The sequence below is a fragment of the Delftia sp. S65 genome (assembly GCF_016516495.1).
GTDB lineage: Bacteria > Pseudomonadota > Gammaproteobacteria > Burkholderiales > Burkholderiaceae_C > Comamonas > Comamonas acidovorans.
Map to the genome: position 1 here is coordinate 23884 of NZ_JACVUR010000035.1, position 21917 is coordinate 45800.

Annotated in this window: 24 protein-coding genes; 11 read left to right on the forward strand and 13 right to left on the reverse strand. The window is 66.5% G+C overall.

The genetic code is table 11. The features are described 5' to 3' along the window. Positions 1–51: 51 nt before the first annotated feature. The 4 genes from IAE24_RS22820 to IAE24_RS22835 all read left to right on the forward strand — a co-directional run bounded on the left by IAE24_RS22820 (position 52) and on the right by IAE24_RS22835 (position 4303). Positions 52–1281, forward strand: a complete 1230-nt coding sequence (locus IAE24_RS22820; RefSeq protein ID WP_013802177.1) for a PLP-dependent transferase — start codon at positions 52–54, stop codon at positions 1279–1281. Between the two features lie 98 nt (positions 1282–1379). Then, the gene (locus tag IAE24_RS22825; RefSeq protein WP_199960366.1) at positions 1380–3131 is read left to right on the forward strand and encodes an alkaline phosphatase D family protein; all 1752 of its coding nucleotides are present in this window, start codon (positions 1380–1382) and stop codon (positions 3129–3131) included. A 112-nt stretch (positions 3132–3243) separates the two neighbouring features. Next, positions 3244–4053, forward strand: coding sequence for a DUF2189 domain-containing protein (locus IAE24_RS22830; RefSeq protein ID WP_199960365.1), 810 nt, complete (start codon positions 3244–3246; stop codon positions 4051–4053). Between the two features lie 64 nt (positions 4054–4117). After that, positions 4118–4303, forward strand: a complete 186-nt coding sequence (locus tag IAE24_RS22835) for a hypothetical protein (protein WP_084027362.1) — start codon at positions 4118–4120, stop codon at positions 4301–4303. Between the two features lie 19 nt (positions 4304–4322). On the opposite strand, the gene IAE24_RS22840 is transcribed toward IAE24_RS22835, so the two are convergent. Further along, a complete protein-coding gene (locus tag IAE24_RS22840; RefSeq protein ID WP_034398647.1) occupies positions 4323–4988 on the reverse strand; it encodes an arylesterase in 666 nt (221 codons plus the stop codon). A gap of 16 nt (positions 4989–5004) precedes the next feature. On the opposite strand from IAE24_RS22840, the gene IAE24_RS22845 reads away from it, so the two are divergent. Then, the gene (locus tag IAE24_RS22845; protein WP_199960364.1) at positions 5005–5715 is read left to right on the forward strand and encodes an ABC transporter ATP-binding protein; all 711 of its coding nucleotides are present in this window, start codon (positions 5005–5007) and stop codon (positions 5713–5715) included. Positions 5716–5739: 24 nt separating this feature from the next. Here the strand turns inward: IAE24_RS22845 and sstT are convergent, their stop codons facing one another. Further along, on the reverse strand, positions 5740–6963 hold the full coding sequence (sstT, locus tag IAE24_RS22850; RefSeq protein ID WP_013802183.1) for a serine/threonine transporter SstT: 1224 nt from the start codon (positions 6961–6963) through the stop codon (positions 5740–5742). 218 nt (positions 6964–7181) lie between these two features. Between sstT and rlmB the strand changes: the two genes are divergently transcribed. Then, entirely contained in the window at positions 7182–7973 is a 792-nt protein-coding gene (gene rlmB, locus IAE24_RS22855; RefSeq protein WP_012205857.1) for a 23S rRNA (guanosine(2251)-2'-O)-methyltransferase RlmB, read from the forward strand. On the opposite strand, the gene IAE24_RS22860 is transcribed toward rlmB, so the two are convergent. The 5 genes from IAE24_RS22860 to IAE24_RS22880 form a co-directional block, all read right to left on the reverse strand. After that, positions 7970–8371, reverse strand: a complete 402-nt coding sequence (locus IAE24_RS22860; protein WP_199960363.1) for a DUF1428 domain-containing protein — start codon at positions 8369–8371, stop codon at positions 7970–7972. The two genes, rlmB and IAE24_RS22860, sit on opposite strands and share 4 nt — an antisense overlap. Before the next feature lie 25 nt (positions 8372–8396). Continuing rightward, positions 8397–8873, reverse strand: coding sequence for an SRPBCC family protein (locus tag IAE24_RS22865; protein WP_199960362.1), 477 nt, complete (start codon positions 8871–8873; stop codon positions 8397–8399). Positions 8874–8881: 8 nt separating this feature from the next. Beyond that, positions 8882–9265, reverse strand: coding sequence for a VOC family protein (locus IAE24_RS22870; RefSeq protein WP_013802186.1), 384 nt, complete (start codon positions 9263–9265; stop codon positions 8882–8884). A 47-nt stretch (positions 9266–9312) separates the two neighbouring features. Continuing rightward, positions 9313–9735 carry a VOC family protein gene (locus tag IAE24_RS22875; RefSeq protein ID WP_034394280.1) on the reverse strand — a complete coding sequence of 141 codons (423 nt, stop codon included), beginning with the start codon at positions 9733–9735 and terminating at the stop codon, positions 9313–9315. Positions 9736–9803: 68 nt separating this feature from the next. Then, positions 9804–10307 carry a VOC family protein gene (locus tag IAE24_RS22880; protein ID WP_013802188.1) on the reverse strand — a complete coding sequence of 168 codons (504 nt, stop codon included), beginning with the start codon at positions 10305–10307 and terminating at the stop codon, positions 9804–9806. Positions 10308–10531: 224 nt separating this feature from the next. Between IAE24_RS22880 and IAE24_RS22885 the strand changes: the two genes are divergently transcribed. Together IAE24_RS22885 and IAE24_RS22890 are read left to right on the forward strand one after the other, a co-directional pair. Beyond that, positions 10532–11170, forward strand: coding sequence for a TetR/AcrR family transcriptional regulator (locus tag IAE24_RS22885; protein ID WP_088164529.1), 639 nt, complete (start codon positions 10532–10534; stop codon positions 11168–11170). Next, positions 11170–12015 (forward strand): SIR2 family NAD-dependent protein deacylase, encoded by an 846-nt coding sequence (locus IAE24_RS22890; RefSeq protein WP_043796117.1) that lies wholly within the window; start codon positions 11170–11172, stop codon positions 12013–12015. The genes IAE24_RS22885 and IAE24_RS22890 overlap by 1 nt, the downstream gene beginning before the upstream one ends. Positions 12016–12059: 44 nt before the next feature. Here the strand turns inward: IAE24_RS22890 and IAE24_RS22895 are convergent, their stop codons facing one another. The 3 genes from IAE24_RS22895 to IAE24_RS22905 are packed head-to-tail and all read right to left on the reverse strand — an operon-like array spanning position 12060 to position 14303. Then, entirely contained in the window at positions 12060–13040 is a 981-nt protein-coding gene (locus tag IAE24_RS22895) for an aldo/keto reductase (RefSeq protein ID WP_199960361.1), read from the reverse strand. 46 nt (positions 13041–13086) lie between these two features. Then, positions 13087–13695, reverse strand: a complete 609-nt coding sequence (locus tag IAE24_RS22900) for a chromate transporter (protein WP_192366741.1) — start codon at positions 13693–13695, stop codon at positions 13087–13089. Beyond that, complete coding sequence (locus IAE24_RS22905) at positions 13692–14303, reverse strand: chromate transporter (RefSeq protein WP_097202225.1); 612 nt, start codon at positions 14301–14303, stop codon at positions 13692–13694. The genes IAE24_RS22900 and IAE24_RS22905 overlap by 4 nt, the downstream gene beginning before the upstream one ends. A 285-nt stretch (positions 14304–14588) precedes the next feature. Here IAE24_RS22905 and IAE24_RS22910 point away from each other — a divergent pair, with 285 nt between their 5' ends. Next, a complete protein-coding gene (locus tag IAE24_RS22910) occupies positions 14589–16409 on the forward strand; it encodes an ABC transporter ATP-binding protein/permease (RefSeq protein WP_199960360.1) in 1821 nt (606 codons plus the stop codon). A gap of 28 nt (positions 16410–16437) precedes the next feature. Here the strand turns inward: IAE24_RS22910 and IAE24_RS22915 are convergent, their stop codons facing one another. Together IAE24_RS22915 and IAE24_RS22920 are read right to left on the reverse strand one after the other, a co-directional pair. Further along, positions 16438–17862 (reverse strand): dihydrolipoyl dehydrogenase, encoded by a 1425-nt coding sequence (locus IAE24_RS22915; protein ID WP_199960359.1) that lies wholly within the window; start codon positions 17860–17862, stop codon positions 16438–16440. A gap of 235 nt (positions 17863–18097) precedes the next feature. Beyond that, positions 18098–18592 carry a hypothetical protein gene (locus IAE24_RS22920; RefSeq protein WP_199960358.1) on the reverse strand — a complete coding sequence of 165 codons (495 nt, stop codon included), beginning with the start codon at positions 18590–18592 and terminating at the stop codon, positions 18098–18100. Positions 18593–18886: 294 nt separating this feature from the next. On the opposite strand from IAE24_RS22920, the gene IAE24_RS22925 reads away from it, so the two are divergent. Both IAE24_RS22925 and IAE24_RS22930 read left to right on the forward strand, forming a co-directional pair. After that, positions 18887–20101, forward strand: coding sequence for an HAF repeat-containing protein (locus IAE24_RS22925; RefSeq protein ID WP_141831767.1), 1215 nt, complete (start codon positions 18887–18889; stop codon positions 20099–20101). 40 nt (positions 20102–20141) lie between these two features. Continuing rightward, entirely contained in the window at positions 20142–20405 is a 264-nt protein-coding gene (locus IAE24_RS22930) for a hypothetical protein (protein WP_141831769.1), read from the forward strand. A gap of 554 nt (positions 20406–20959) precedes the next feature. Here IAE24_RS22930 and IAE24_RS22940 read toward each other — a convergent pair. Continuing rightward, positions 20960–21910 carry a LysR family transcriptional regulator gene (locus IAE24_RS22940; protein ID WP_199960357.1) on the reverse strand — a complete coding sequence of 317 codons (951 nt, stop codon included), beginning with the start codon at positions 21908–21910 and terminating at the stop codon, positions 20960–20962. Positions 21911–21917: the final 7 nt, after the last annotated feature.

Below are 21917 nucleotides of genomic sequence, written 5' to 3' on the forward strand. Positions count from 1 at the left end.
CCTGGTTTTTTTATGCCTGAACGCCGTGGCCCAGCGCATAAGATGCGCTGCATGAGCACACCCGACCTGCAGATCAGCACCCATCTCATCCACCATCCCTACCAGCCGCCCGAAGGCTTTGTCGCACCGCAGCCGCCGGTGCACAAGGCCTCGACGGTGATCTTCGAGAACGTGGCGGCCATGCGCCGCCGCCAGTGGCTGGACAAGAGCAGCTACACCTACGGCCTGCACGGCACGCCCACCACGTTCTTGCTGGAAGAGCGCCTGAGCGCGCTGGAAGGCGGCCTGCAATGCCTGCTGGTGCCCAGCGGCCTGGCGGCCATCGCCACCACCTCCCTGGCCCTGCTGCGCACCGGCGACGAGATGCTGCTGCCCGACAACGCCTACGGTCCCAACAAGACCCTGAGCGAGGGCGAGCTGGCCCATTTCGGCGTGCGCCACCAGTGCTACGACGCCATGGATGTTGCCGACCTCGAAGCCAAAATCACGCCCAAGACGCGTTTGGTCTGGCTGGAGGCGCCGGGCTCGGTGACCATGGAGTTCCCTGACCTCATCGCCATGGTGCGCCTGTGCCGCGCACGCGGCATCACCACCGTGCTGGACAACACCTGGGGTGCGGGCCTGGCCTTCAATCCCTTCGACCTGCTGGGCGACGGCTCGCACAGCCTGGGCGTGGACGCCACCGTCCATGCGCTGACCAAGTACCCCAGCGGCGGTGGCGATGTGCTCATGGGCAGCATCATCACGCGCGACCAGGCGCTGCACATGCGCATCAAGCTGGCCCATATGCGGCTGGGCCTGGGCGTGGGCGGCAACGACACCGAGGCCGTGCTGCGCTCGCTGCCCAGCATTGCGCTGCGCTACCACGCACAGGACCGCGCCGCGCGCGAGCTGGCGCGCTGGCTGCAGCAGCAGCCGGCCGTGGTCCAGGTGCTGCATCCCGCGCTCGAAGGAGCTCCGGGCCACGAGAACTGGAAGGCCCTGTGCGGAGCCGCCGGCGGCGGCGAGGGCGTGGCGGCCGGCCTGTTCAGCGTGGTCATCGACCCGCGCCACGGCCAGCAGGCCGTGGACCGCTTCTGCGACAGCCTGCGCCTGTTCAAGATCGGCTACAGCTGGGGCGGCCCCATCAGCCTGGTCGTGCCCTATGAGCTGCCGTCCATGCGCAGCTGCCCCACGCCCCAGCTGCGCAGCGGCACCGTGGTGCGCTTTGCCATCGGCCTGGAGGCCGTGCAGGACCTGCGTGCCGACCTGGAGCAGGCCCTGGCCGCTGCGTTCGCATAGTTGAGCGCCAGGCGCCGGTGACATGCGCCTGTCACCGGCAGCACCGATGCTCGTTGGCTTCATACCATCCCACGGGGGCCTCCAGGCCCTGGTCCAGCATGAAGCACAAAGAGAGCATCACCAATATCCTGCAGCACGCGAAAACCGCGTCCAATGGGCCCGGCATCGTGGCCAGCCGCCGCCATTTCGTGCGCGGCATGGGCGCATCGGCCCTGGCGCTGCCACTGGCCGGCTGCGGCGGCTCCGATGGCGACAGCAGCATTCCCGTCGAGTTCCGCCACGGCGTGGCCAGCGGCGACCCGTTGAGCGACCGCGTCATCCTCTGGACCCGCGTGACGCCACCCCAGGGCCATTCCAGCGACATCGAGGTGGAGTGGGAGCTGGCCTCGGACGCCGACTTCAAGACCATCGTGGTGTCGGGCAAGGCCATGGCGCGCGCCACCCAGGACTTCACCTTCAAGGCCGACGCCACGGGCCTCAAGCCGGCCACGCGCTACCACTACCGCTTTCGCTGTCAGGGCATGACCAGCGCCACGGGCCGCACGCGCACCCTGCCCGTGGGCGCCGTGCAGCAGGTCAAGCTGGCCGTGTTCTCCTGCGCCAACTACCCGGCGGGCTACTTCAACGTCTACGCGCATGCCGCGCGCCAGGGCGACCTGGATGCCACCGTGCACCTGGGCGACTACATCTATGAGTACGCACGCGGAGGCTATGCCAATGGCAAGGCCGAAGCCATGCAACGCCAGAGCCTGCCGGCCAACGAAATCGTCAGCCTGGCCGACTACCGCCAGCGCCATGCCCAGTACAAGAGCGATGCCGACCTGCAGGCCCTGCATGCGGCGGCTCCCATGATTGCCGTCTGGGACGATCACGAAATCTCCAACGACACCTGGATGCACGGCGCCGAAAACCACCAGCCGGCCACCGAGGGCGATTTCGAACTGCGCAAGGTGGCCGCGCTCAAGGCCTATCACGAGTGGATGCCCACGCGCAACGCGCAGCCCGAGATCATCTACCGCAGCTTCGCCTTCGGCGACCTGCTGGCGCTGCACATGCTGGACACGCGCGTCATCGGCCGCGACAGACAACTGGACTACGCCGACTACTTCACCGCCCAGGGCCTGGACGCGGCACGCTTCACCTCCGACATGGCCAATCCTGCGCGCCAGCTCATGGGCGCCACCCAGACCCAGTGGCTGGGCCAGCAGCTGGCGGCCTCGCAGGCCACCTGGCAGGTGCTGGGCCAGCAGGTGCTGATGGGGCGCATGGAGCTGCCGGCGCCCTTGCTGATGGACATACTCAGCCCCGGCAGCGGTGTCTCGCTGCCGGCCTACGCGGCGCTGCTGGCCAAGGCGCAGGCGAACCCGGCCAGCCTGACGGCGGCGGAAAAGGCCATCCTGGCCCAGCCCAGCATTCCGTACAACCTCGATGCCTGGGACGGCTATGCCGTGGCACGCGAGACCGTGCTGGCCACAGCGCGCAGGCTGGGCAAGAACCTGGTCGTGCTGGCGGGCGACACCCACAATGCCTGGGCCAGCGAACTGCGCGACCGCAGCGGGCAGGGCGTGGGCGTGGAGTTCGCGACCTCGTCCGTCAGCTCGCCGGGTTTCGAGGAATACCTGTCGGGCCAGGACCCGGCCCAGCTGCGTGGCGCGCTGCTGCAATTCATCTCCACGCTCAAGTACTGCGATACCTCGCGCCGTGGCTACATGATCGTCACGGCCACGCCGCAGGCCTGCCAGGCCGAGTGGATCTACGTGGACACCGTGTTCAGCCGCCAATACCAGGCTGTGCGCGATGCGGCCTGGAAGGTGCTGCCCGGCCAGCCGGGCAAGCTGGTCCAGGCCTGAGTGCAGACTCGGGTACAGACCTGGGGGTCTGGGCGGGCCTCGGTAGTTTCCGCCATGGCAGCAGTGCCATGGCTGCGATAACTTTGGACTCGCTGATCCAGGAGGTCCAGGCATGCAGGCATCCCCCGCTCCCGAGAAAGCTTCCGACAACCCGGCCGGCATGCTGCAGGTGCAACCGCTGCGCATGGCCGATCCCTGGCGCTGGCTGGCCCTGGGCTGGCGCGATCTGCGGCGTGCGCCTGGCGTGGCGCTGTTCTACGGCCTGTGCTTCTGGGCCATGGCCCTGCTGATCGGCTGGGTGTTCCGCGCCAGCCCGGAATACAGCATGGCCATGGCCAGCGGCTGCCTGCTCATCGGCCCCTTCCTGGCCATGGGCCTGTACGACACCAGCCGCAGGCTGGAGCGGGGCTTGCCGCCCCAACTGAGCAGCTCGCTGACCTGCTGGGACACGCAGATGGGCAGCATGGGCATGCTGGTCATGGTGCTGCTGGTGCTGGAGATGCTCTGGGCGCGCGCGTCCATGGTGGTCTTTGCCGTGTTCTTCGATACCGGCATGCCGACCACGGCCGGCATGCTGCAGGCCGTGGCGCGGCCCGAGAACTGGGAATTCCTGGCCATTTACCTGCTGGTCGGCGGCGCCTTCGCGGCCCTAGTGTTCGCCAGCATGGTGATGGCGCTGCCGGCCATGCTGGACCGGGGCAGCGATGCGCTCACGGCCTGCATCACCAGCATGCGCGTGGTCGGCCTGAACCTGGCCGTCATGTTGCAGTGGGCCGCGATCATCACCGTGCTGGTAGCGGTTGCCCTGTGGTGGCATGGCGCGGGCCTGCTGCTGGTGGGGCCTTTGCTGGGTTGTGCCAGTTGGCATGCATACCGTTGCAGCGTGGGCGATTCCGCCGTGCCTGCGTCCACCATATCCTGAGGTTTTCCTGGCATGCCCCGTCTTGCGGCTACAGTGGGGCTTGCAACAACAGAGGAGTCCACCTGTGGCGACACCCAATTACGCCTATGAAAAACGCCAGCGCGAACTGGCCAAGAAGCAGAAGAAGCTAGAGAAGGAGAAGGCCAAGGCTGAAAAAAGACCCGACGACCATGAGGGCGGCGGCTCAGAAGGTAATGCGCAGGCATCTCCTGCAGCAGCCCGTCCCGGCGAGGAAGGCCGCAGCAACTGACACCCTGCCTGCCCTGAGCTCAGGGCAGCAGCTTGCTGAGCTGGGGCCAGACGTTGTCCAGCATGCGCGGCTGGGCCTTGGCCGTGGGGTGGATGCGGTCGGCCTGGAACCACTGGGCCGAATCGGCCGCATCACCGATGCCGGCCAGCAGGAAGGGCACCAGCGGCACCTTCTGCTCCTGCGCAACCTTGGCAAACAACTGCTCGAACTGGCGCGTATAGCCGCTGCCATAGTTGGGCGGCACCTGCATGCCCACCAGCAGCACCTTGGCTCCGGCATCCCGGGCCGCGCGCACCATGGCGTCCAGATTGCCCTGCGTGCTTTGCAGCGGCAGACCCCGCAGCGCATCGTTTCCACCCAATTCGATCACCACCACCGATGGCTTGTGCTGCTTGAGCAAGGCAGGCAGGCGAGAGCGGCCGCCCGAGGTGGTCTCGCCGCTCACGCTGGCGTTGACCAGCGGCACATTCTTTGGGCTCTCCTGCAGGCGCTTTTGCAGCAGTGCCACCCAGCCCGTGCCACGGGCCAGTCCGTATTCGGCACTCAGCGAGTCGCCCAGCACCAGCAGCGGGCCCGTCTCGGCTGCCCATGTGGACGTGGCCGTCCAAGTACCCAGCAGGCCGAAGGCCAAGCCGGCCGATATAAAGTGGCGGCGTCGGCGCATTGCGCGCAGCTTGTCTTGCATCGTCTTCCCATCCTCCATGTCACAAAGCACTGCCCAGCCCCTGATCGAAGTCGAGCATGTCTTCAAGTCGGTCAGCGATTCGACCGGAACACTGGATATTCTGCGGGATATCGATCTGCGTTTTGCCGCAAGGGAAACCGTGGCCATCGTCGGTGCCTCGGGCTCGGGCAAAAGCACGCTGCTGTCCATTCTTGCCGGCCTGGATACGCCCACGCGCGGCACGGTGCGGCTGCAGGGCCAGGACATGTTCGCGCTGGATGAGGATGCACGCGCCGCCGTGCGCGCGCAAAAGCTCGGCTTTGTGTTCCAGAGCTTCCAGCTGCTGGGCAATCTGACGGCGCTGGAGAACGTGATGCTGCCGCTGGAGCTGGCGGGCAGCCGCGAGGCCCGCCGCCGCGCCACCGAGATGCTGGAGCGCGTGGGCCTGGGCCAGCGCCTGGGTCACTATCCCAAGCTGCTGTCGGGCGGCGAGCAGCAGCGCGTGGCGCTGGCCCGCGCCTTCGTGGTCGAGCCCGCCGTGCTGTTGGCCGACGAGCCCACGGGCAGCCTGGACTTTGCGACCGGCGAAACCATTATGGAGTTGATGTTCGCGCTCAACCGCGAACGCGGCACGACGCTGGTCATGGTCACCCATGACCGAGCCATCGCCGCGCGCTGCGAGCGCCGCGTGACCATCGAGGCCGGCCGCGTCGCCAGCATCGAAGATGGGCAGGCGCTGGCGGCCTGATCGGACGCCAGCAAGGGGTGGCGCTCAGGCCGCCACGGCCTCACGGCGCCCGGCTGCCTCGCAGGCAGCTGCCGTGAAGATCACGTCGGTCGAGGAATTCAGCGCGGTTTCGGCCGAGTCCTGGATCACGCCGATCACAAAGCCCACGCCCACCACCTGCATGGCCAGATCGTTGGAGATGCCGAACAGGCTGCAGGCCAGCGGAATCAGCAGCAGCGAGCCGCCGGCCACGCCCGAGGCGCCGCAGGCGCAGACCGCGGACACCACGCACAGCAAGATGGCGGTCAGCAGATCGACCTCGATGCCCAGCGTGTGCGCCGCAGCCAGCGAGAGCACGCTGATGGTGACGGCGGCGCCGGCCATGTTGATGGTGGCGCCCAGCGGGATGGAGACGCTGTAGGTGTCCTCATCCAGGCCCAGGCGCTTGGCCAGCGCCAGATTCACCGGAATGTTGGCGGCCGAGCTGCGCGTGAAGAAGGCCGTCACCGCGCTCTCGCGCAGGCAGGTCAGCACCAGCGGATAGGGGTTGCGGCGCGTCTGTGTCCAGACGATGAGCGGGTTCACCACCAGGGCCACGAAGAGCATGCAGCCCAGCAGCACGGCCAGCAGGTGCGCGTAGTCCAGCAGCTTTTCCAGGCCCGACTGGGCAAAGGTGCCGGCCACCAGGCCGAAGATGCCAAGCGGCGCCAGACGGATCACGCCCTGGATCACGCGGGTGATGGCCTGGCCCAGGTCCTGCATCACGGTGCGCGTGGACTCCGAGGCATGGCGCAGGGCCATGCCCATGGCCAGTGCCCAGGCGAGGATGCCGATGTAGTTGGCATTCATCAGCGCACGCACGGGGTTGTCGAAGGCGCTTTGCACCAGGGCCATCAGCACTTCGCCAATGCGCCCGGGCGCGCCCTGGGCCGGGGCGGCATCCTTGAACTGGATGGTGGAAGGGAAGGCCATGCTGGCCGCCACGGCGACCACGGCCGCCGCAAAGGTGCCCAGCACATACAGCCACAGGATGGGGCGGATCTGCGTGGCCTGGCCAGGCCGGTGGTTGCTGGTGGCCGAGACCACCAGCAGCAGCACCAGCACGGGCGCCACGGCCTTGAGGGCGGAGATGAACAGCGTGCCCAGCAGGGACACGGACTGGGCGGCCTCGGGCCAGAGCCAGGCCAGCAGGCCGCCAGCGACCAGGCTGATGGCGATCTGGCCGACCAGGCTGGTGCGGGCAAGCCGGGCGAAGAGGGCTTTGAGCATGATGGTTGGCAAAGAAAAGGAAAAAACTCAAGCGATGGAAAAATGCAAAGCGGCATGCCCGTGGCTACGGTGCATGCCGCAATGTGCAGGGGCTGCTGGAAGGCGGCCAAGCCGCGCAGTGTAGCGGCTACGTAAAAACCACAGGAGCCGTTGCGCGCAGACGGACTTCGCAAGGCGGGGCCCGGGGCACCGCTCAATTGGCGGGATAATTGCGCCCCATGTCGTCCCCCAAAGTTCTCTTCGGCTTCCACGCCGTCGGCGTGCGCATGAAGACCGCGCCCCAATCCATCATCGAGGTCTACTACGAGGCCACGCGCCGCGATGCGCGCATGCGCCAGTTCCTCGACCGTGCCAAGTCGGCCGGCGTCCGGCTGATCGAGGCCGACGGCGAACGCCTTGCCAAGCTGGCCGGCAGCCATGGCCACCAGGGCGTGGCCGCGCGCGTGGAGGCGGTGGCCCAGGTGCATTCGCTGGACGAATTGCTGGAGCAGCTGGAGGCTGACGGCATCAGCAAGCCGCTGCTGCTGGTGCTGGACGGCGTGACCGATCCGCACAACCTGGGAGCCTGCCTGCGCGTGGCCGATGGCGCCGGAGCCCATGCGGTGATTGCGCCCAAGGACCATGCGGTGGGCGTGAACGCCACCGTGGCCAAGGTGGCCAGCGGCGCGGCCGAGACCGTGCCCTATTTCATGGTCACCAACCTGGCGCGCACGCTCAATGAGCTCAAGGAGCGCGACATCTGGATCATCGGCACCAGCGACGATGCGCCCAAGACCCTGTACGAGGTGGACCTCACGGGCCCCACGGCCCTGGTGCTGGGCGCCGAAGGCGACGGCATGCGCCAGCTCACGCGCAAGACCTGCGACGAGCTGATCGGCATCCCCATGATGGGCGCCGTCTCCAGCCTCAACGTGTCCGTGGCCAGCGGCGTGTGCCTGTACGAAGCGCTGCGCCAGCGCGGCCAGGGCACCACGCCTGCCGTGTCTGCCGCCCCGGCTGACCAGATCTAGGCCGGCGCGCCGATGGCGCCCGCACTTGCACCCTCGCCCGTGCCCAGTTCCACCACGCTCTCGAAGCCGCCCCAGAACATGCGCTTGGCGTCGAAGGGCATGGTGGCCGGGTCCATGGAGGCAATGCGCGGGTCCTTCATGACGGCGGCATTGATGCGGTCGCGCTCCGCGCGCGACGCATAGATGATCCATGAGAAGAACACGACCTCGCCTTCCTTGAGCTGCACGGCCTGGGGAAACGAGGTCAGCTTGCCCATGGGCACGTCATCGCCCGCGCATTCCCAGTACTGCAGCGCGCCGTACTCCATCCATACCTTGCCTGCGGCCTGCGCCACCTCGCGGTAGGCCTGCAGGTTGGCCCGGGGAACGGGCAGCACGAATCCGTCGATGTAGTGCATGGCTCTCTCCTGGTGAAATCCGGCTTCAGAGCCGGGCTGCGAGCTCGGCCAGCTGGTCAGTGCACTGGCCCCAGCCGGTGTGAAAACCCATGGCTTCGTGCTGGGCGCGGTCGGCAGCACTCCAGTGCCGCACCCGGGCGGTATAGCGGGTCTGGCTGCCTTCGGGGTCAAAGCTGACGATGCCCGTCATGAAGGGCTTGTCGGCTGGCACCCAGCCTTGGGTGAATGCGTCGGTGAAGACCAGGCGGCGGTTGGGAATGACTTCCAGATAGACGCCGCTGCCGGGCATCTCCTGGCCTTCAGGGCTGCGCATGACGATGAGGCTGTGGCCGCCGGGCCGCACATCGTTGTCCACGCAGGACACGCTCCAGGGGCTGGGCGCAAACCATTGCTGGATCAGCGCGGGTTCGGTCCAGCAGCGGTAGAGCCTGTCGGCGGAAATGTCCAGCAGGCGCGTGAGCACCAGGTCATTGGCATGGTCGGGAATGTCTTGTGCTGTCATGGCACTCCTCATTGCATGGAATGCAGGCCGATTCGGTTGCCCTCTGTGTCCACCACGACGGCGCAGTGCCCGTGGGGGCCTATGGAGAATTTGGCCTGCTCGATGCGCCCGCCTGCGGCCTCGACGCGGCCCTGTTCGATGGCGCAGTCCTCGCAGCCGAAATAGACCAGGGTGCCGCCGCCGCCGGAAGGTGCGCCGTCCATCCGCACCAGCATTCCGCCCGCGCCGGGGCCTGTCATGTCCATCGGAAAGGACAGCATCTCCTGGCTGTCGGAGCCATCTGGCGCGGGCAGATGCTCCAGCTTGCCCTGGAAGACGGTTTCATAGAACCGGCGCGCACGCGCCATGTCCTGCACATGGATCTCGAACCAGACGACTGGGTTGGCGTTCATGAAGACTCCTTCTTGGGTGACAGAGGCAATGTGTCGGCCGGCCTTGTTCAGGCCTCGCCCTTGACGTTGACCATCCAGGGTGTGTTGAAGCGGTCCGTCACCATGCCAAAGCCCGGCGACCAGAACGTGGCCTGGAAGGGCATGGTCACCTTGCCGCCTTCGGCCAGCGCGTTGAAGATGCGGCCGCCTTCGGTGGCGTCGTCCACGCCGATCGAGATCCACATGCCCTGGGCCTGCTGGTAGCCGCCGCCACCGCAGTTGTCGGTGGCGTCCGAGGCCATCAGCGCCTGGTCCTTGATCTGCAGGTGGGCATGCATGATGAGCCCCTTGGCGGAATCGGGCATCTGCTCCATGCCCGGTGTCTCGCCAAAGGTGCTCTGGTGCACGATGGTGCCGCCGAACAGCCTGGCGTAGAAGGCAAAGGCCTCGGCGCAGTTGCCGTTGAAGTTCAGATAGGGGATGAATTGCATGGAACGCTCCTGAAGTGGATGGTGGCGAGGGGAGGGGGAGAGGAGTGGGAGGATGGGCGCCGGAGGCCTCAGCGGCCGTCATGCGCGCGCTCAAGAGCGGCGATGTCCAGCTTTTGCATGCCCAGCAGGGCCTGCATCACGCGCTGGGCGGCGGCCATGTCGGGCCCCCCCATCCAGCCGGCCATCTGGGCCGGAACGATTTGCCAAGACAGGCCATGGCGGTCCTTGAGCCAGCCGCATTGACGCGCCGCCGGGTCGCCGCCCTCGGACAGGGCGCCCCAGTAGTGATCTATCTCGTCCTGCGTATCGCAACTGACCATCAGCGAGACGGCCTCGTTGAAGCGGAACATCGGGCCGCCGTTGAGCGCCAGAAAGGGCTGGCCGTCCAGCTCGAATTGCACCGTCATCACGCTGCCGGCCGGCCTGCCGTGGATGTCGTGGCCGGCTTCGCCATAGCGGGCAATGGCCGTGATGCGGGAATCGGGAAAGACTTCCGTATAGAAGCGCGCCGCCTGCTCGCCCTGGTTGTCAAACCAGAGGCAGGGCTGGATGCGGCCGGTGTGCAAAGCCATGCTTGTCTCCTTGGTGACGGTGAAAACCGTTTTTGCCGTTCGATGCCGGCTTTTTATCGATTTCTGCCCGGCGTGTGTACGCCGTTCACATATGCTAGGGACTAAAATGGACGCTGTCCACATCAGGCGCTGTCAGCTTCGGTGTCAAGCTGTAAATCGGCGGGGCAGGGCTGTCGTCCCTTGCGTGTGACGTGGTCATGCAGAAAAAAAAAGGAACCAAAACAGTGACGCAGCGACGTGTCAGGCGTGAGTCATATCACCACGGCGACCTGCGCCAGGCCCTGGTCGAGGCTGGCCTGGCACTGGCGCGCGAAGGTGGTCCCCAGGCCATCGTGCTGCGCGAGGCCACGCGCCGGGCGGGCGTGGCGCCGAATGCCGCCTATCGCCACTTTGCCAACCGCCAGGCCTTGTTTGACGCCGTGCGCGCCGCCGCCCTGGGCGCACTGGCCACAGCCATCGAGGCCGAAATGGCCCAGGCCCATACCCTGCCCGATGTGCTGCTGCGCTCACGCGCCTTGCTGGCCGCCGTGGGCCGGGGCTACCTGGGCTTTGCCCAGACGGAGACCGGCTGGTTCCGCACGGCCTTTGCCTCCGTCGAGTACGACGTGGACCTGCCGCCCGACACCACGCGTGCGGCGGCCATGGGCCTGAACCCGTTCGAGCTGCTGGGCTACGCGCTGGACAGCATGGCCGAGGCCGGCGTGCTGCCGCCCGAGCGCCGTCCCCAGGCCGAGTTCCTGGCCTGGTCGGCCGTGCACGGCATGGCCTTGCTGGTGATCGACGGCCCGCTGCGCCGTGCCACACCCGAGCAGCGGCGTGCGCTGGCGCTGCGCCTGCTGGAGATGGTGGAAAAAGGCATTTGATGCGCCCTGGGGCGGCGCTGCCGCACAATGGCCTGCTTTTTTTCCTTCGCCCTCCAATGCCCGACGAACCTTCCCCCACTTCGCTGCCTGCGGCTGCCGCCGAACTGCCCGGCCAGGGTGAGCTGCACGAGCTGCGCGAGCGCATCGCGCATGCAGCGCACATCGCCGTGCTCACGGGCGCAGGCGTCAGTGCCGAGTCCGGCGTGCCCACGTTCCGCGATGACAAGAACAGCTACTGGGCGCAGTTCAACCCGCAGGACATGGCCAGCGAGGCGGGCTTTCGCGCCCATCCGCAGCGCGTGTGGCAGTGGTATGCGCACCGGCGCGAGGCCGTGGCGGCAGTGCAGCCCAATGCAGGCCACCATGCGCTGGCGCAGTGGGCCTTGCAGCACCCGGGCCGCATGACCCTGGTCACGCAGAACGTGGATGGCCTGCACCAGCGCGCGGGCAGCCCCGGCGTGCTGTGCCTGCATGGCGAGTTGATGCGCGACCGCTGGCTCGAGCGGCCCCGCGCCTGCTGCGACCTGGCCGGGCAGAACCCTGGCGAGCCTCCGCAGTGCCCTGTTTGCGGCAACCTGGTGCGCCCGGGCGTGGTCTGGTTCGGCGAGTCCCTGCCCATGGGCGTATGGCAGGCCGCCGAGGCTGCCGTGCAGCGCTGCGAGGTACTGCTGGTGGTCGGCACCTCGGGCGCCGTGTATCCGGCAGCGGGGCTGGCCCGAATCGCGCGCCGGGCAGGCGCGCACGTGGCCGTCATCAACCCGGCACCTTCCGAGCTGGATGACGCAGCGCACCAGTGCCTGCGCGGCCCATCGGCCCAGATCCTGCCCGCGCTGCTGGCGGGCTGAGAGGCCCCGGGCCAGGGCGGGCAGGCTGCCCTGGCCTGCGCAGGTCAGTCCCTTGCGCCTTCTTCCTGACTGGCCTGGTTGAGCTCGGCCACGTCCTGAGCCGACAGCTGCAGGCGCGTGGCCTCCACCAGTTGCTGCAACTGGGCCAGCGAGGTCGCGCTTGCGATGGGCGAAGTCACAAACGGGCGCTGCATCTGCCAGGCCAGGGCCACGCACGCGGGCTGGCTGTTCAGGCGCGCGGCCACAGCGTCCAGGGCCTGCACAATGCGCAGGCCGCGCGGGTTCAGGTAGGTGGCCACGGTCTTGCCGCCGCGCGCACTCTTGGCTGCGTCTTCGCTGCTGCGGTACTTGCCCGTCAGAAAACCCGCTGCCAGCGCATAGAAGTTGATGATGCCCACCTGCTCGGCCGCGCACAGCGGCGCCAGATCGCGCTCCAGCACGGCGCGGTCGTACAGGTTGTACAGCGGCTGCAGGCTCTCGTAGCGCGGCAGGCCCAGCTCGGCGCTGGTGCGCAGGGCCTCGGCCAGGCGCGGCGCGCTGTGGTTGGAGGCGCCGATGGCCCGCACCTTGCCTGCGGCGATCAGGTCGGCAAAGGCGCCCAGGGTATCGGCCAGCGGCACGCTGGCGTCGTCGTCATGCGACTGGTACAGGTCGATGTAGTCCGTCTGCAGGCGCTGCAGCGAGGCATCCACGGCCTGGCGGATGTACTCGGGGCGCAGGCCCACCCGGCCCTCGCCCATGTCCTTGCCGACCTTGGTGGCCAGCACGATGTCGGCGCGCCGTCCGCTGCGCTTGAGCCATTTGCCGATCACGGTCTCCGACTCGCCGCCCGCATGGCCCGGCGCCCAGCGCGAGTACACGTCGGCGGTGTCGATGAAGTTCATGCCGGCATCCAGCCAGGCGTCGAGCAGCGAGAACGACGTGGCCTCGTCCACGGTCCAGCCGAAGACATTGCCGCCAAAGCACAGCGGCGAGACCTGCAGGCCGCTGCGGCCCAGGGAACGGAGGGAAGGGGCTTGCGCCATGTACGGCTCCTTTTGACGAAAAAACCAGGGTAGTCCTCAGGACCTCTCAGATCCAGCCCAGCGCACCCAGCAGCGCGCCCGCGCCCAGCAGCCACAGCAGGTGGATGCGCGTGCGCCACACCAGCAGGGCGCAAGCCAGGGTCAGCAGCCACAGGCGCCAGTCCTGGGCCGGGCGGCCGCTGGCGCTGCCCAGCAGCCAGCCCGTGGCCAGCAGCAGCCCGATGACCAGCGGCCCCATGCCCTGCTTGAAGGCACGCACGCCGCGCCGGTTCCTGTTGCGCTGGCCCCAGCGCGAGGCCTGCCAGGCCAGCACGGAGCTTGGCAGCAGGATGCCGACCATGCAGATGGTCACGCCCAGCGCGCCAAAGGTCCATGCCAGCGGCCCGGTGCCCCCGCCCGCGTTCAGGCCCAGGTTCCAGCCCAGCAGGGCGATGAAGAGCACATTGGGCCCGGGCGCCGCCTGGGCGATGGCGATGGAGCTGCTGAACTGCGCCTCGCTGAGCCAGCCGTGGCCATCGACCAGGAAGCGGTGCATGTCGGGCGCCGTGGCAATGGCGCCGCCTACGGCCATCAGCGACAGCGTCAGGAAATACAGCAGCAACTGCAGCCAGTCGGCAGGCTGCAGGTTCAGGGCGATCTGGTGGGCGGCGTTCATGGGGCGAGCTTTCTCCAGGTCAGCACGCAGCCGGCACCGCCGACCACCAGCAGCACCCAGGCCAGCGGCACGCGCAGCACGGCCATGGCAATGAACGAGGCCAGCGCCAGGGCCGCGCTGCACCAGCGCCCCAGCGGGTGGCGGCTCAGCGTGCTGGTCAGCTTCAGCCCCATGCCCGCCACGAGGCCGGCCGCGACGGCGCCCATGCCGCGAAGCGCCCCGGCCATGGCGGGGTGGTCGGCCAGCTGCGAATAGATCACGGTCAGCGTCAGCACCAGCAGCATGGGAAAGCACAGCATCCCGCACACGGCGACCACGGCGCCACGCCAGCCGAAGTAGCGCTCGCCAATGGTGATGGACAGGTTGACCACATTGGGCCCGGGCATGATCTGGGCCACGGCCCAGTCCTCCACGAACTCGTCGTTGGTCAGCCAGCGCTTTTTCTCGACCAGCTCGCGCTGCACCACGGCCAGCACGCCGCCAAAGCCCTGCAGGGCCAGCCAGGTGAAGGACCAGAACAGGTCGCGCAGGTTGGAGGGGGCGGGGCGCTGGGCAGGCGCATCGGCGGTGTCGTGTGGCGGGGAAGCCTGGGGCGGCGATGCGGGCATGTTCTGGCTTGTGTCTGGGCCGCCCGGGCAGGGCCCGGGGACGGCATCGCTGTTGTCATGGGGTGGAACCGTGCGGGCCGATCCTGTCTCCGTGCCTGCCTCGGGGTGGCACGCACGGAATATTAATCCTGCGCAGCGGCCTCGTCGGCAGCGGCCCCATCGGCAACGGCGATGGGGGCATTGCAAGCGCAGATGGCTTGCTGCCGGCATGCACCCGGGCCTGCCCGCCGGCCTGCCTGAACAGGAGTAGATTCTCTCCACCCACACAACCCGAGGATCTCCGGCATGGACATGGATTGGAGCAAGGCGCTGCAGGAAAGCCTGGTCTGGCTGGCGGCGGCCTCAGTGATCACCGTCGTGGCTTTCGCGGCCGTGGCGCTGCTGCTGGTTCGATTCACCCGCTGGGGGCGGCAGTTCTGGCAGTTGGCCGGCCCGTTCCTGCACCCCAGAAACAGCTGGTGGCCGCTGCTGGTGTTCACGCTGCTGCTGGTGCTGGCCCTGGTCTCGGTGCGCATGAACGTGCTGTTTTCCTACTGGTACAACGGGTTCTACAGCGCGCTGCAGGAACTGGACCAGAAGGGCTTTTGGCGATTCCTGGGCATCTTCGCGGTGCTGGCCACCATCCATGTGATGCGCGAGCTGTTCAACTACTACGTGAACCAGGCGTTCCGCATCCGCTGGCGGGTCTGGCTCAACGAGCGCGTGACCACCGACTGGATGCGCGGCGATGCCTACTACCGCAGCCACTTCCTGGACGAGCCCGTGGACAACCCCGATCAGCGCATCGAGCTGGATGTGAACACCTTTGTCTCGAACTCGCTGACCCTGGCGTTGGGCGCCGTCAGCGCCGTGGTCTCGCTGGTGGCGTTCACGGGCATTCTCTGGGGGCTGTCCGCGCCCATTGCCGTGGCGGGCGTGGAGGTTCCGCGGGCCATGGTCTTTGCGGTCTACGTCTATGTGATCATCGCCACGCTGATCGCCTTTCGCCTGGGCCAGCCGCTGATCCGGCTGAACTTCCTGAACGAGAGGCTCACCGCCAACTTCCGCTACGCCCTGGTGCGCGTGCGTGAATATGCGGAGAACATCGCCTTCTACCAGGGCGCGGCCATCGAACGCAACACGCTTTTGACGCGCTTCTCGGCATTGATCGCCAATGTCTGGGCCCTGGTCTACCGCAGCCTGAAGTTCGACGGCTTCAACCTCACCGTCAACCAGGTGGCCGTGGTCTTTCCCTTTCTGCTGCAGGCGCCGCGCTTTTTCAGCGGTGCCATCAAGCTCGGTGATGTGATGCAGACCTCGCAGGCCTTTGGGCAGGTGCAGGATGCGCTGTCCTTCTTCCGAACCTCCTACGACACCTTCGCCCAGTACCGCGCTGCCCTGGACCGCCTGTGCGGCTTTCTGGATGCCAATGCCCAGACCCGCGAACTGCCCCAGGTCGTCCACAGAGAGCAGCCCGGCGCCCTGGACATCGAGGGCCTGCAGGTCAGCCGCCCTGATGGCCACCACCTGCTCAGCGGCCTGCAACTGAAGCTCATTCCCGGCCAGGCGCTGCTGATCAAGGGGCCTTCGGGCAGCGGCAAGACCACCTTGCTGCGGTCCATTGCCGGCCTGTGGCCGCACGCCGAAGGCACGGTGGGCCGCCCGGGCGGCCACCAGGCGCTGTTCCTGTCTCAGCGTCCGTATCTGCCGCTGGGTGACCTGCGCACAGCCATTGCCTATCCCGCCGATGCATCGCCGCAGGACGACGAGCGGCTGCAGCAGGCGCTGCGCCAGGTCAGCCTGGCCCACCTGGCTGACAAGCTGGATGTGAACCAGGACTGGTCCCGCATCCTGTCGATTGGCGAGCAGCAGCGCCTGGCCTTTGCCCGCGTGCTGTTCAACCGGCCCGCCATCGTCTTTCTCGATGAATCCACCTCCGCCATGGATGAGGGCCTGGAGCATGCGCTGTACACCCTGCTGCGCGAGCAGATGCGCTCGACCATGCTGGTGAGCGTGGGCCACCGCAGCACGCTGGCGGGTTTCCATACCCATGCGCTGGCGGTCGATGGCAATGGCGGGTGGACGCTGTCGGAAGGAAGCGCACCGCAGAGCGCGCCCCGGGCTTGATCCGCGTGCGGCCCTGGGCCGCGCGCGATCAATCGTCCATGGGCAAGGGGTCACAGTTGCCCAGGTCGGACGGCGGCGGCTCGCGCAACTGGCGTACCGCGTCGCGCAGGGCGGTGCGCAGGCCCTCTTCCAGCACGGGGTGGTAGATAGGCGTTCGCAGCAACTCGTGCACGGTCAGTTGCTGCTGCACGGCCAGGGCCAGCAGGTGGGCCAGATGCTCGCCGCCCGGTGCGCACATTTCCGCGCCCAGCAGCAGGCCGCTGGCCGGGTCCGCATAGACGTGAAGCAGGCCCGCGTTGCGCTGCGCAGCACGTGCGCGTCCCTGGTGCGCAAAGTCCACACGGCCCACCACAAAGTCCTGACCCAGCAGCGCCTTCATGGGCTGGCCCACGACGGCTGCCTGGGGCGAGCTGAAGACGATGGACAGCGGCGTGCGCCGCTCGAAGCAGGCCACGTTCTCTGCCATGGCGTTGGTGCCCGCGATATGGCCTTCGTCCACGGCCTCATGCAACAAGGGGCGGTCGCCATTGGCATCGCCCGCGAGGAACAGCGGCAGCTCGCCGACCTGCAGTGTCTGCCGGCTCACGGGCGGCTGCCCATGCTCGTCCAGCTCAAGCCCCAGCGTCTCCAGCCCCAGGCCTTCGAGCTGCGGGCGCCGGCCCATGGCGGCCACCACGTGGTCCACGACAATGCGGGTGTCACCTGCACGCACGACGATGCTGCTGTCCGGGCCCTTGCTCAACTGCACTTCATGGTCAGTGATCACCGTCATCTCTTTCTCAAGCAGATGCCGCAACGCATCGGTAACGTTCGGATCGGACAATCCCGCCAGCTTCGGGCCGCGCCCCAGCGCCGTGACCTCCAGTCCCAGCCGTGCCAGCGCCTGTGCAATCTCCACGCCCAGCGGACCCAGGCCGACGACGGCCACGCGCGGGCCCAGCGTCTTGCGTTCGAACAAGGTGTCCGTGGTCAGGATGCGCTTGCCAAAGCGCTTCCACTCCTCCGGCACCACGGGGCTGGAGCCCGGAGCGAGGATGAGCTTGCGCGCAGCCAGCACCTTGCCGTTGACCTCGATCCGATTGGCTGCCAGCAGCCTGGCACGCCCGTCGATGGCCCGCCAGCCCAGGCCCTCCGTGGCCTTGATCGTGCTTGCCACGAACTCGTCGCGCAGCTTGCGCACGCGGCGCAAAACGGCGGGCAGGTCCAGCTGCAGCCCGCTCGCGCCGCGTATGCCGAAGGTATCGAAGTGATGGCGCGCATGGAAGGCGTTGGCCGCCTCGATCAGCAACTTGGACGGCATGCATCCCACCCGCGCACAGGTCGTTCCCCAGGGCCCGTCGTTGACGATGGCGAAATGCTCCGTGTGCTTGCGCACCTCGCGCAGCGCCGACAGTCCGGCCGAGCCGGCACCGACGATGATCACGTCTAGGGCGGTGGTGGGTGGGTTTTTCATGCTGTCTGATTCCTTTGACTGTGGCACCAGGTCCCGTGGAGGTCTCCGCTGCCGGTGGATGTGCCGAAAGGTGTGCCGACGGGGTGCCGACTGAAGTGCCGACAGATGGTCGAGATGACTGCCTCGCCTGCCATGGGACATGCGTGCCAGTCTGCATGCTGGCGCTCGCGGCAGTCGTAGGCGAAGGGCCGAAACCGCTGCTGGACATTCAGGCCCGGCCCGTGCCGCGCAGGGGCTAGCCGGATGCCCAGTGTTGCCATGCCGCGTCCGTGCGGCTGCCTGATGCGCCGAAATCCGCTTCCCGCGCAAAGCGCCTGAGGGATGTCTCGGTGACCCTCAAATGGCTGACACGGCACAAGCGGCTTTGTGCCGTCTGCAGCCAGCGGCGCAGGGACCAATCAAGCTGCGCCACCACCCCGCCGTGCACCTGTGCGCTATGCAGGCGCAGGCGGCCATCGAGGATGAAGGCCTTCACCGTCCGGGCGGACAACTGCAGGTCCTCGCAGACCTGCCGCAGCCCGACGCCCTCGCGGACCCGGGTGCTCAGGCCGCGCCTGTGCATCTGGCAGCGAACGGAGCGCTCGCTGCGGTTCAGCCGGCGGCAGATCACCTGCACGGGCAGGACGCCGGCCCAGCGTTCGAGTGCAAGCAGTTCTGCGGGACTCCAGCGGCGGCGAATTGCGCCATTCGGCCATGCGCTGTCGGATGTCAGGCAGTGTTTGATTGCCATGGAAAGCTCCCATTCATATGGCGCTGCGCTGTGGCATGGCCTGAATCCCGGATGCCGATGAGACAATTATTGATGGGGGATTCTTTTGCAAGCTTTTGATTTTGTTGATTGTTTTTGTTGTTTTGATTGCTGCGCGGATGGACGGCTCCATACCGCGATACCTATCGTGGGGCCGGGATGCGGATCACGGAAATAGCGTCTGCACCGGCGCGCATATGCCAAGCCCCATGCGGATTTCCTGTTCGGCGCCCGATTTCCATGAATGACTTCTTTGCTTTTTCAGGAGAACCCTTCATGCGCCTTCAGCCAAAGCATTTGAATTTTTCCGTTGCGTGCCTTGCGTTGCTGGCACTGCCGGCCGCGCAGGCCCTGCCCATGCAGGACGTGGGCACGTCGGCAGGACCGCAATGCGTGGGCCTGGACATCAACAACAGCGGCCATGTCGTGGGCGCCTGTGCAGAGAGCGACGGCTCGTCCGCAGGCTTCGTGTCGCTGGCGCCGGGCAGTGCGGCAGACCTTGTGCGCCTGTCGCCGGGGCGCAACTGCAACGCGGCGGCCATCACCAACAGCGGCCAGGTGGTGGGCAGCTGCCTTGACGGCAATTCGGTGTCCGTGGGCGTGTTCTGGAATGCGGCCACGCCCGCCACGGTGCAGACACTGCAGCCGCTGACGCTCGATGTGCGCAGCATGCCCACGGCATTCAACCAGGGCGGCTATGTGGCAGGCGTCAGCCTGAGCGGCAGCAACACTGCCCGCCCTGTCATGTGGCGCAACAATGAAACCACGGCACGCGCGCTGCCGGCGGGTCTGCTGGGCCTGAACAGCACCAACTGCATTCCGTCCGATGTGGACAATTTCGTGGTGGGCGGCAACATGCCGGGCATCGTGGGCAACTGTCCCGACAACAGCGGGCATCCGCGTCCTGTCTATTGGTCTGCCGCAGTCCTGGGCGGCTATATGGCCACGGCCCTGAACCTGCCTCTCAATGCCGTCTTCTGCCGCGCAAAGACCGTTGTCAATACCCGCATCATGGGCTACTGCGATTTCGGTGCCCAAGGTGGACGCACCGTCGTCTGGCTCAACTCGTCCTCCAGTCCGCAGGTGCTGTCCATATCGTCCCCGCCCGCGCGAAACAGCGGCGTCGATCTCAACATCCTCGGCGAGGTGATTGGGCACTACCAGTTGGCAGACGGGCGCAGCATGCCCTATTACTGGAACAGCCAGACCGGTGTCATCCGCGATATTCCTCCGCTGCCTGGCGGCATGAATGCACGTGTGGTGGATATCGGTGACAACGGAACGGTGGCGGGCCACAGCGAACTGGCCGACGGAAGTTCGCACGCCATCACCTGGACCCCCTTGGGCGGCACCGTGGACCAGGGAACCCTCGCAGGCGGCGAGAACAGTGCGGCCTCGGCACTGAGCCAGGATGGCTGCTACATGACAGGAAGGAGCGAAGTCGCGCAATTGGCCACGCATGCCTTCGTGCAGAACCTGTGCGCGCCATGAAGGCGGAGCCTCATCTCACACCGTGCATAAAGGAAATACCATGAAGATGCGATATCCAAGACTTGCAACCCCACTGGCAATCGTTGTGTGTGGGCTCTGGGTCCCTGCTGTGCAAGCGAACGGCATTTCATTCGAGAATTTTTCCTCCTCCAATGCGGCACAGGCTTTTGGCTGCTCATATAGTATGCCGCCACTGATGATGATGGCGCAAACGAGCGAGTCGTCGAAATTGATGGAAATGATGACTGCGAATATAGGTGAAACCAGACTACTGCCATTTCAGTTGATGGTGAAAGGAATATGAGCATTTTTGCGGTATGAATGCGCCTGTGGTGAATATAGGCGATACCGCAATGGTGGCTTGCTACAGCGAACTGGGCGATGAGAGCTTTCGCGCCATCATCTGGGCGTCCACAGACAACGCGTGCTGTGTGCAGAATCTGTGGACTCCTGCTCGTCAGTATCAATTCAAAAACGATGAGATAAAGGGGATGAAATGAGAGTTCGATATGAAAAATCATTGTCCACTATGGTGGTATTTGGTGTTTTAATGTCCTCCTCCGCGCTGCATGCGAATAATATTTATTTTTCGGAAGATGGTCTAATAAATTTGGAAAATAGCAGCCTGCATGCGGATGGTGGTTTCGTTAGAGCTGTCTCCCAATATTATTGTAAAGCTGTTTTGCTATTGAGAAATGACGAGCTGGAAGTTGGTTATTGCCTGTGGCATTCCTTTAAGAAATTTCATTAATCGGACCTTGAGAACAGGCTGTGCTAACTATTTGATTTCACGTGACTCGTTGTCCCGGCTTGCGATTTTGCATTGAGGGTATTCGATGGGTGATCATCAGCATCAAATCAGTCTGGCAATGCCATGCGGCCCAGCCTTCCGCCATGGCTGGGCGCCCGTTCCGGCGCAGGGGCATCGTCGGCCATCAACTTCCCCATCAGGCCTCGCAGGATTGCCAGCGTCGGCGCCTCGCTGCGCTGACGCAGCGTGACCAGCCCGAAGCGGGCGGTGCTGCGCATGGGCGGGTCCATGGGCAATTCGGCCAGGTCCGGGGCGACGGCGCGCACGGCCAGCAGCACGGTGTCGCTGTTGCGAGCAACGTCCACAAGGCTGGGCAACTCCTCGCACTGCAGTGTGACGAACCGCGCCGGGTGGGCCGTGGCGCCATAGGTCTCCACCAGCAGCCAGGCCACCTGGTCGCTCAGCGGTGTGGAGGCGACGGGGTAGCGCTGCACATCCTCGAAGCGCAGCTCCCGCTGCAGGCGGGCCAGTGGATGGTCGGTGCGGCACATGAAGGCGGCGCGCATTTCGTGCACGACGTCCAACGCAAGGTCGGGTGCGGGCCGCAGCGCGCGCAGGTCCACGACCAGGGCGTCGAGCAGGCGCTCGCGTAGCGAGTGCACCAGCAGATCGGTGCTGCCGCGCGCCACCTCGGTTCGCACGCCGGGGTGGTGCACGGTCATGTGCTGCAGGAACGGCGTCATCAATATTGCGCCGGGGCCCGATCCCAGGCCCACACGCACGGTGCCGGCCGCACCCTCGCGCAATTGGCGCCCCCTGTCACGCAGCTCGTCGGCTTCGGCCACCAGGGCGCGCGCCCGTCCCAGCATTTCGCGGCCGAAGGGTGTGAGTTCACTGTGGCGGCCGATGCGGTCGAACAAGGGTATGCCCAGCTCCTGCTCCAGCGCGCGCACGCTGCGGCTGAGGGCCGGCTGTGTCAGATGCATGGCCTCGGCCGAGCGGCTGAAGGAGCCGGTCTGCGCCACCGATATGAGATGCCTGAGCTGCACCAGCGTCATGATTTTT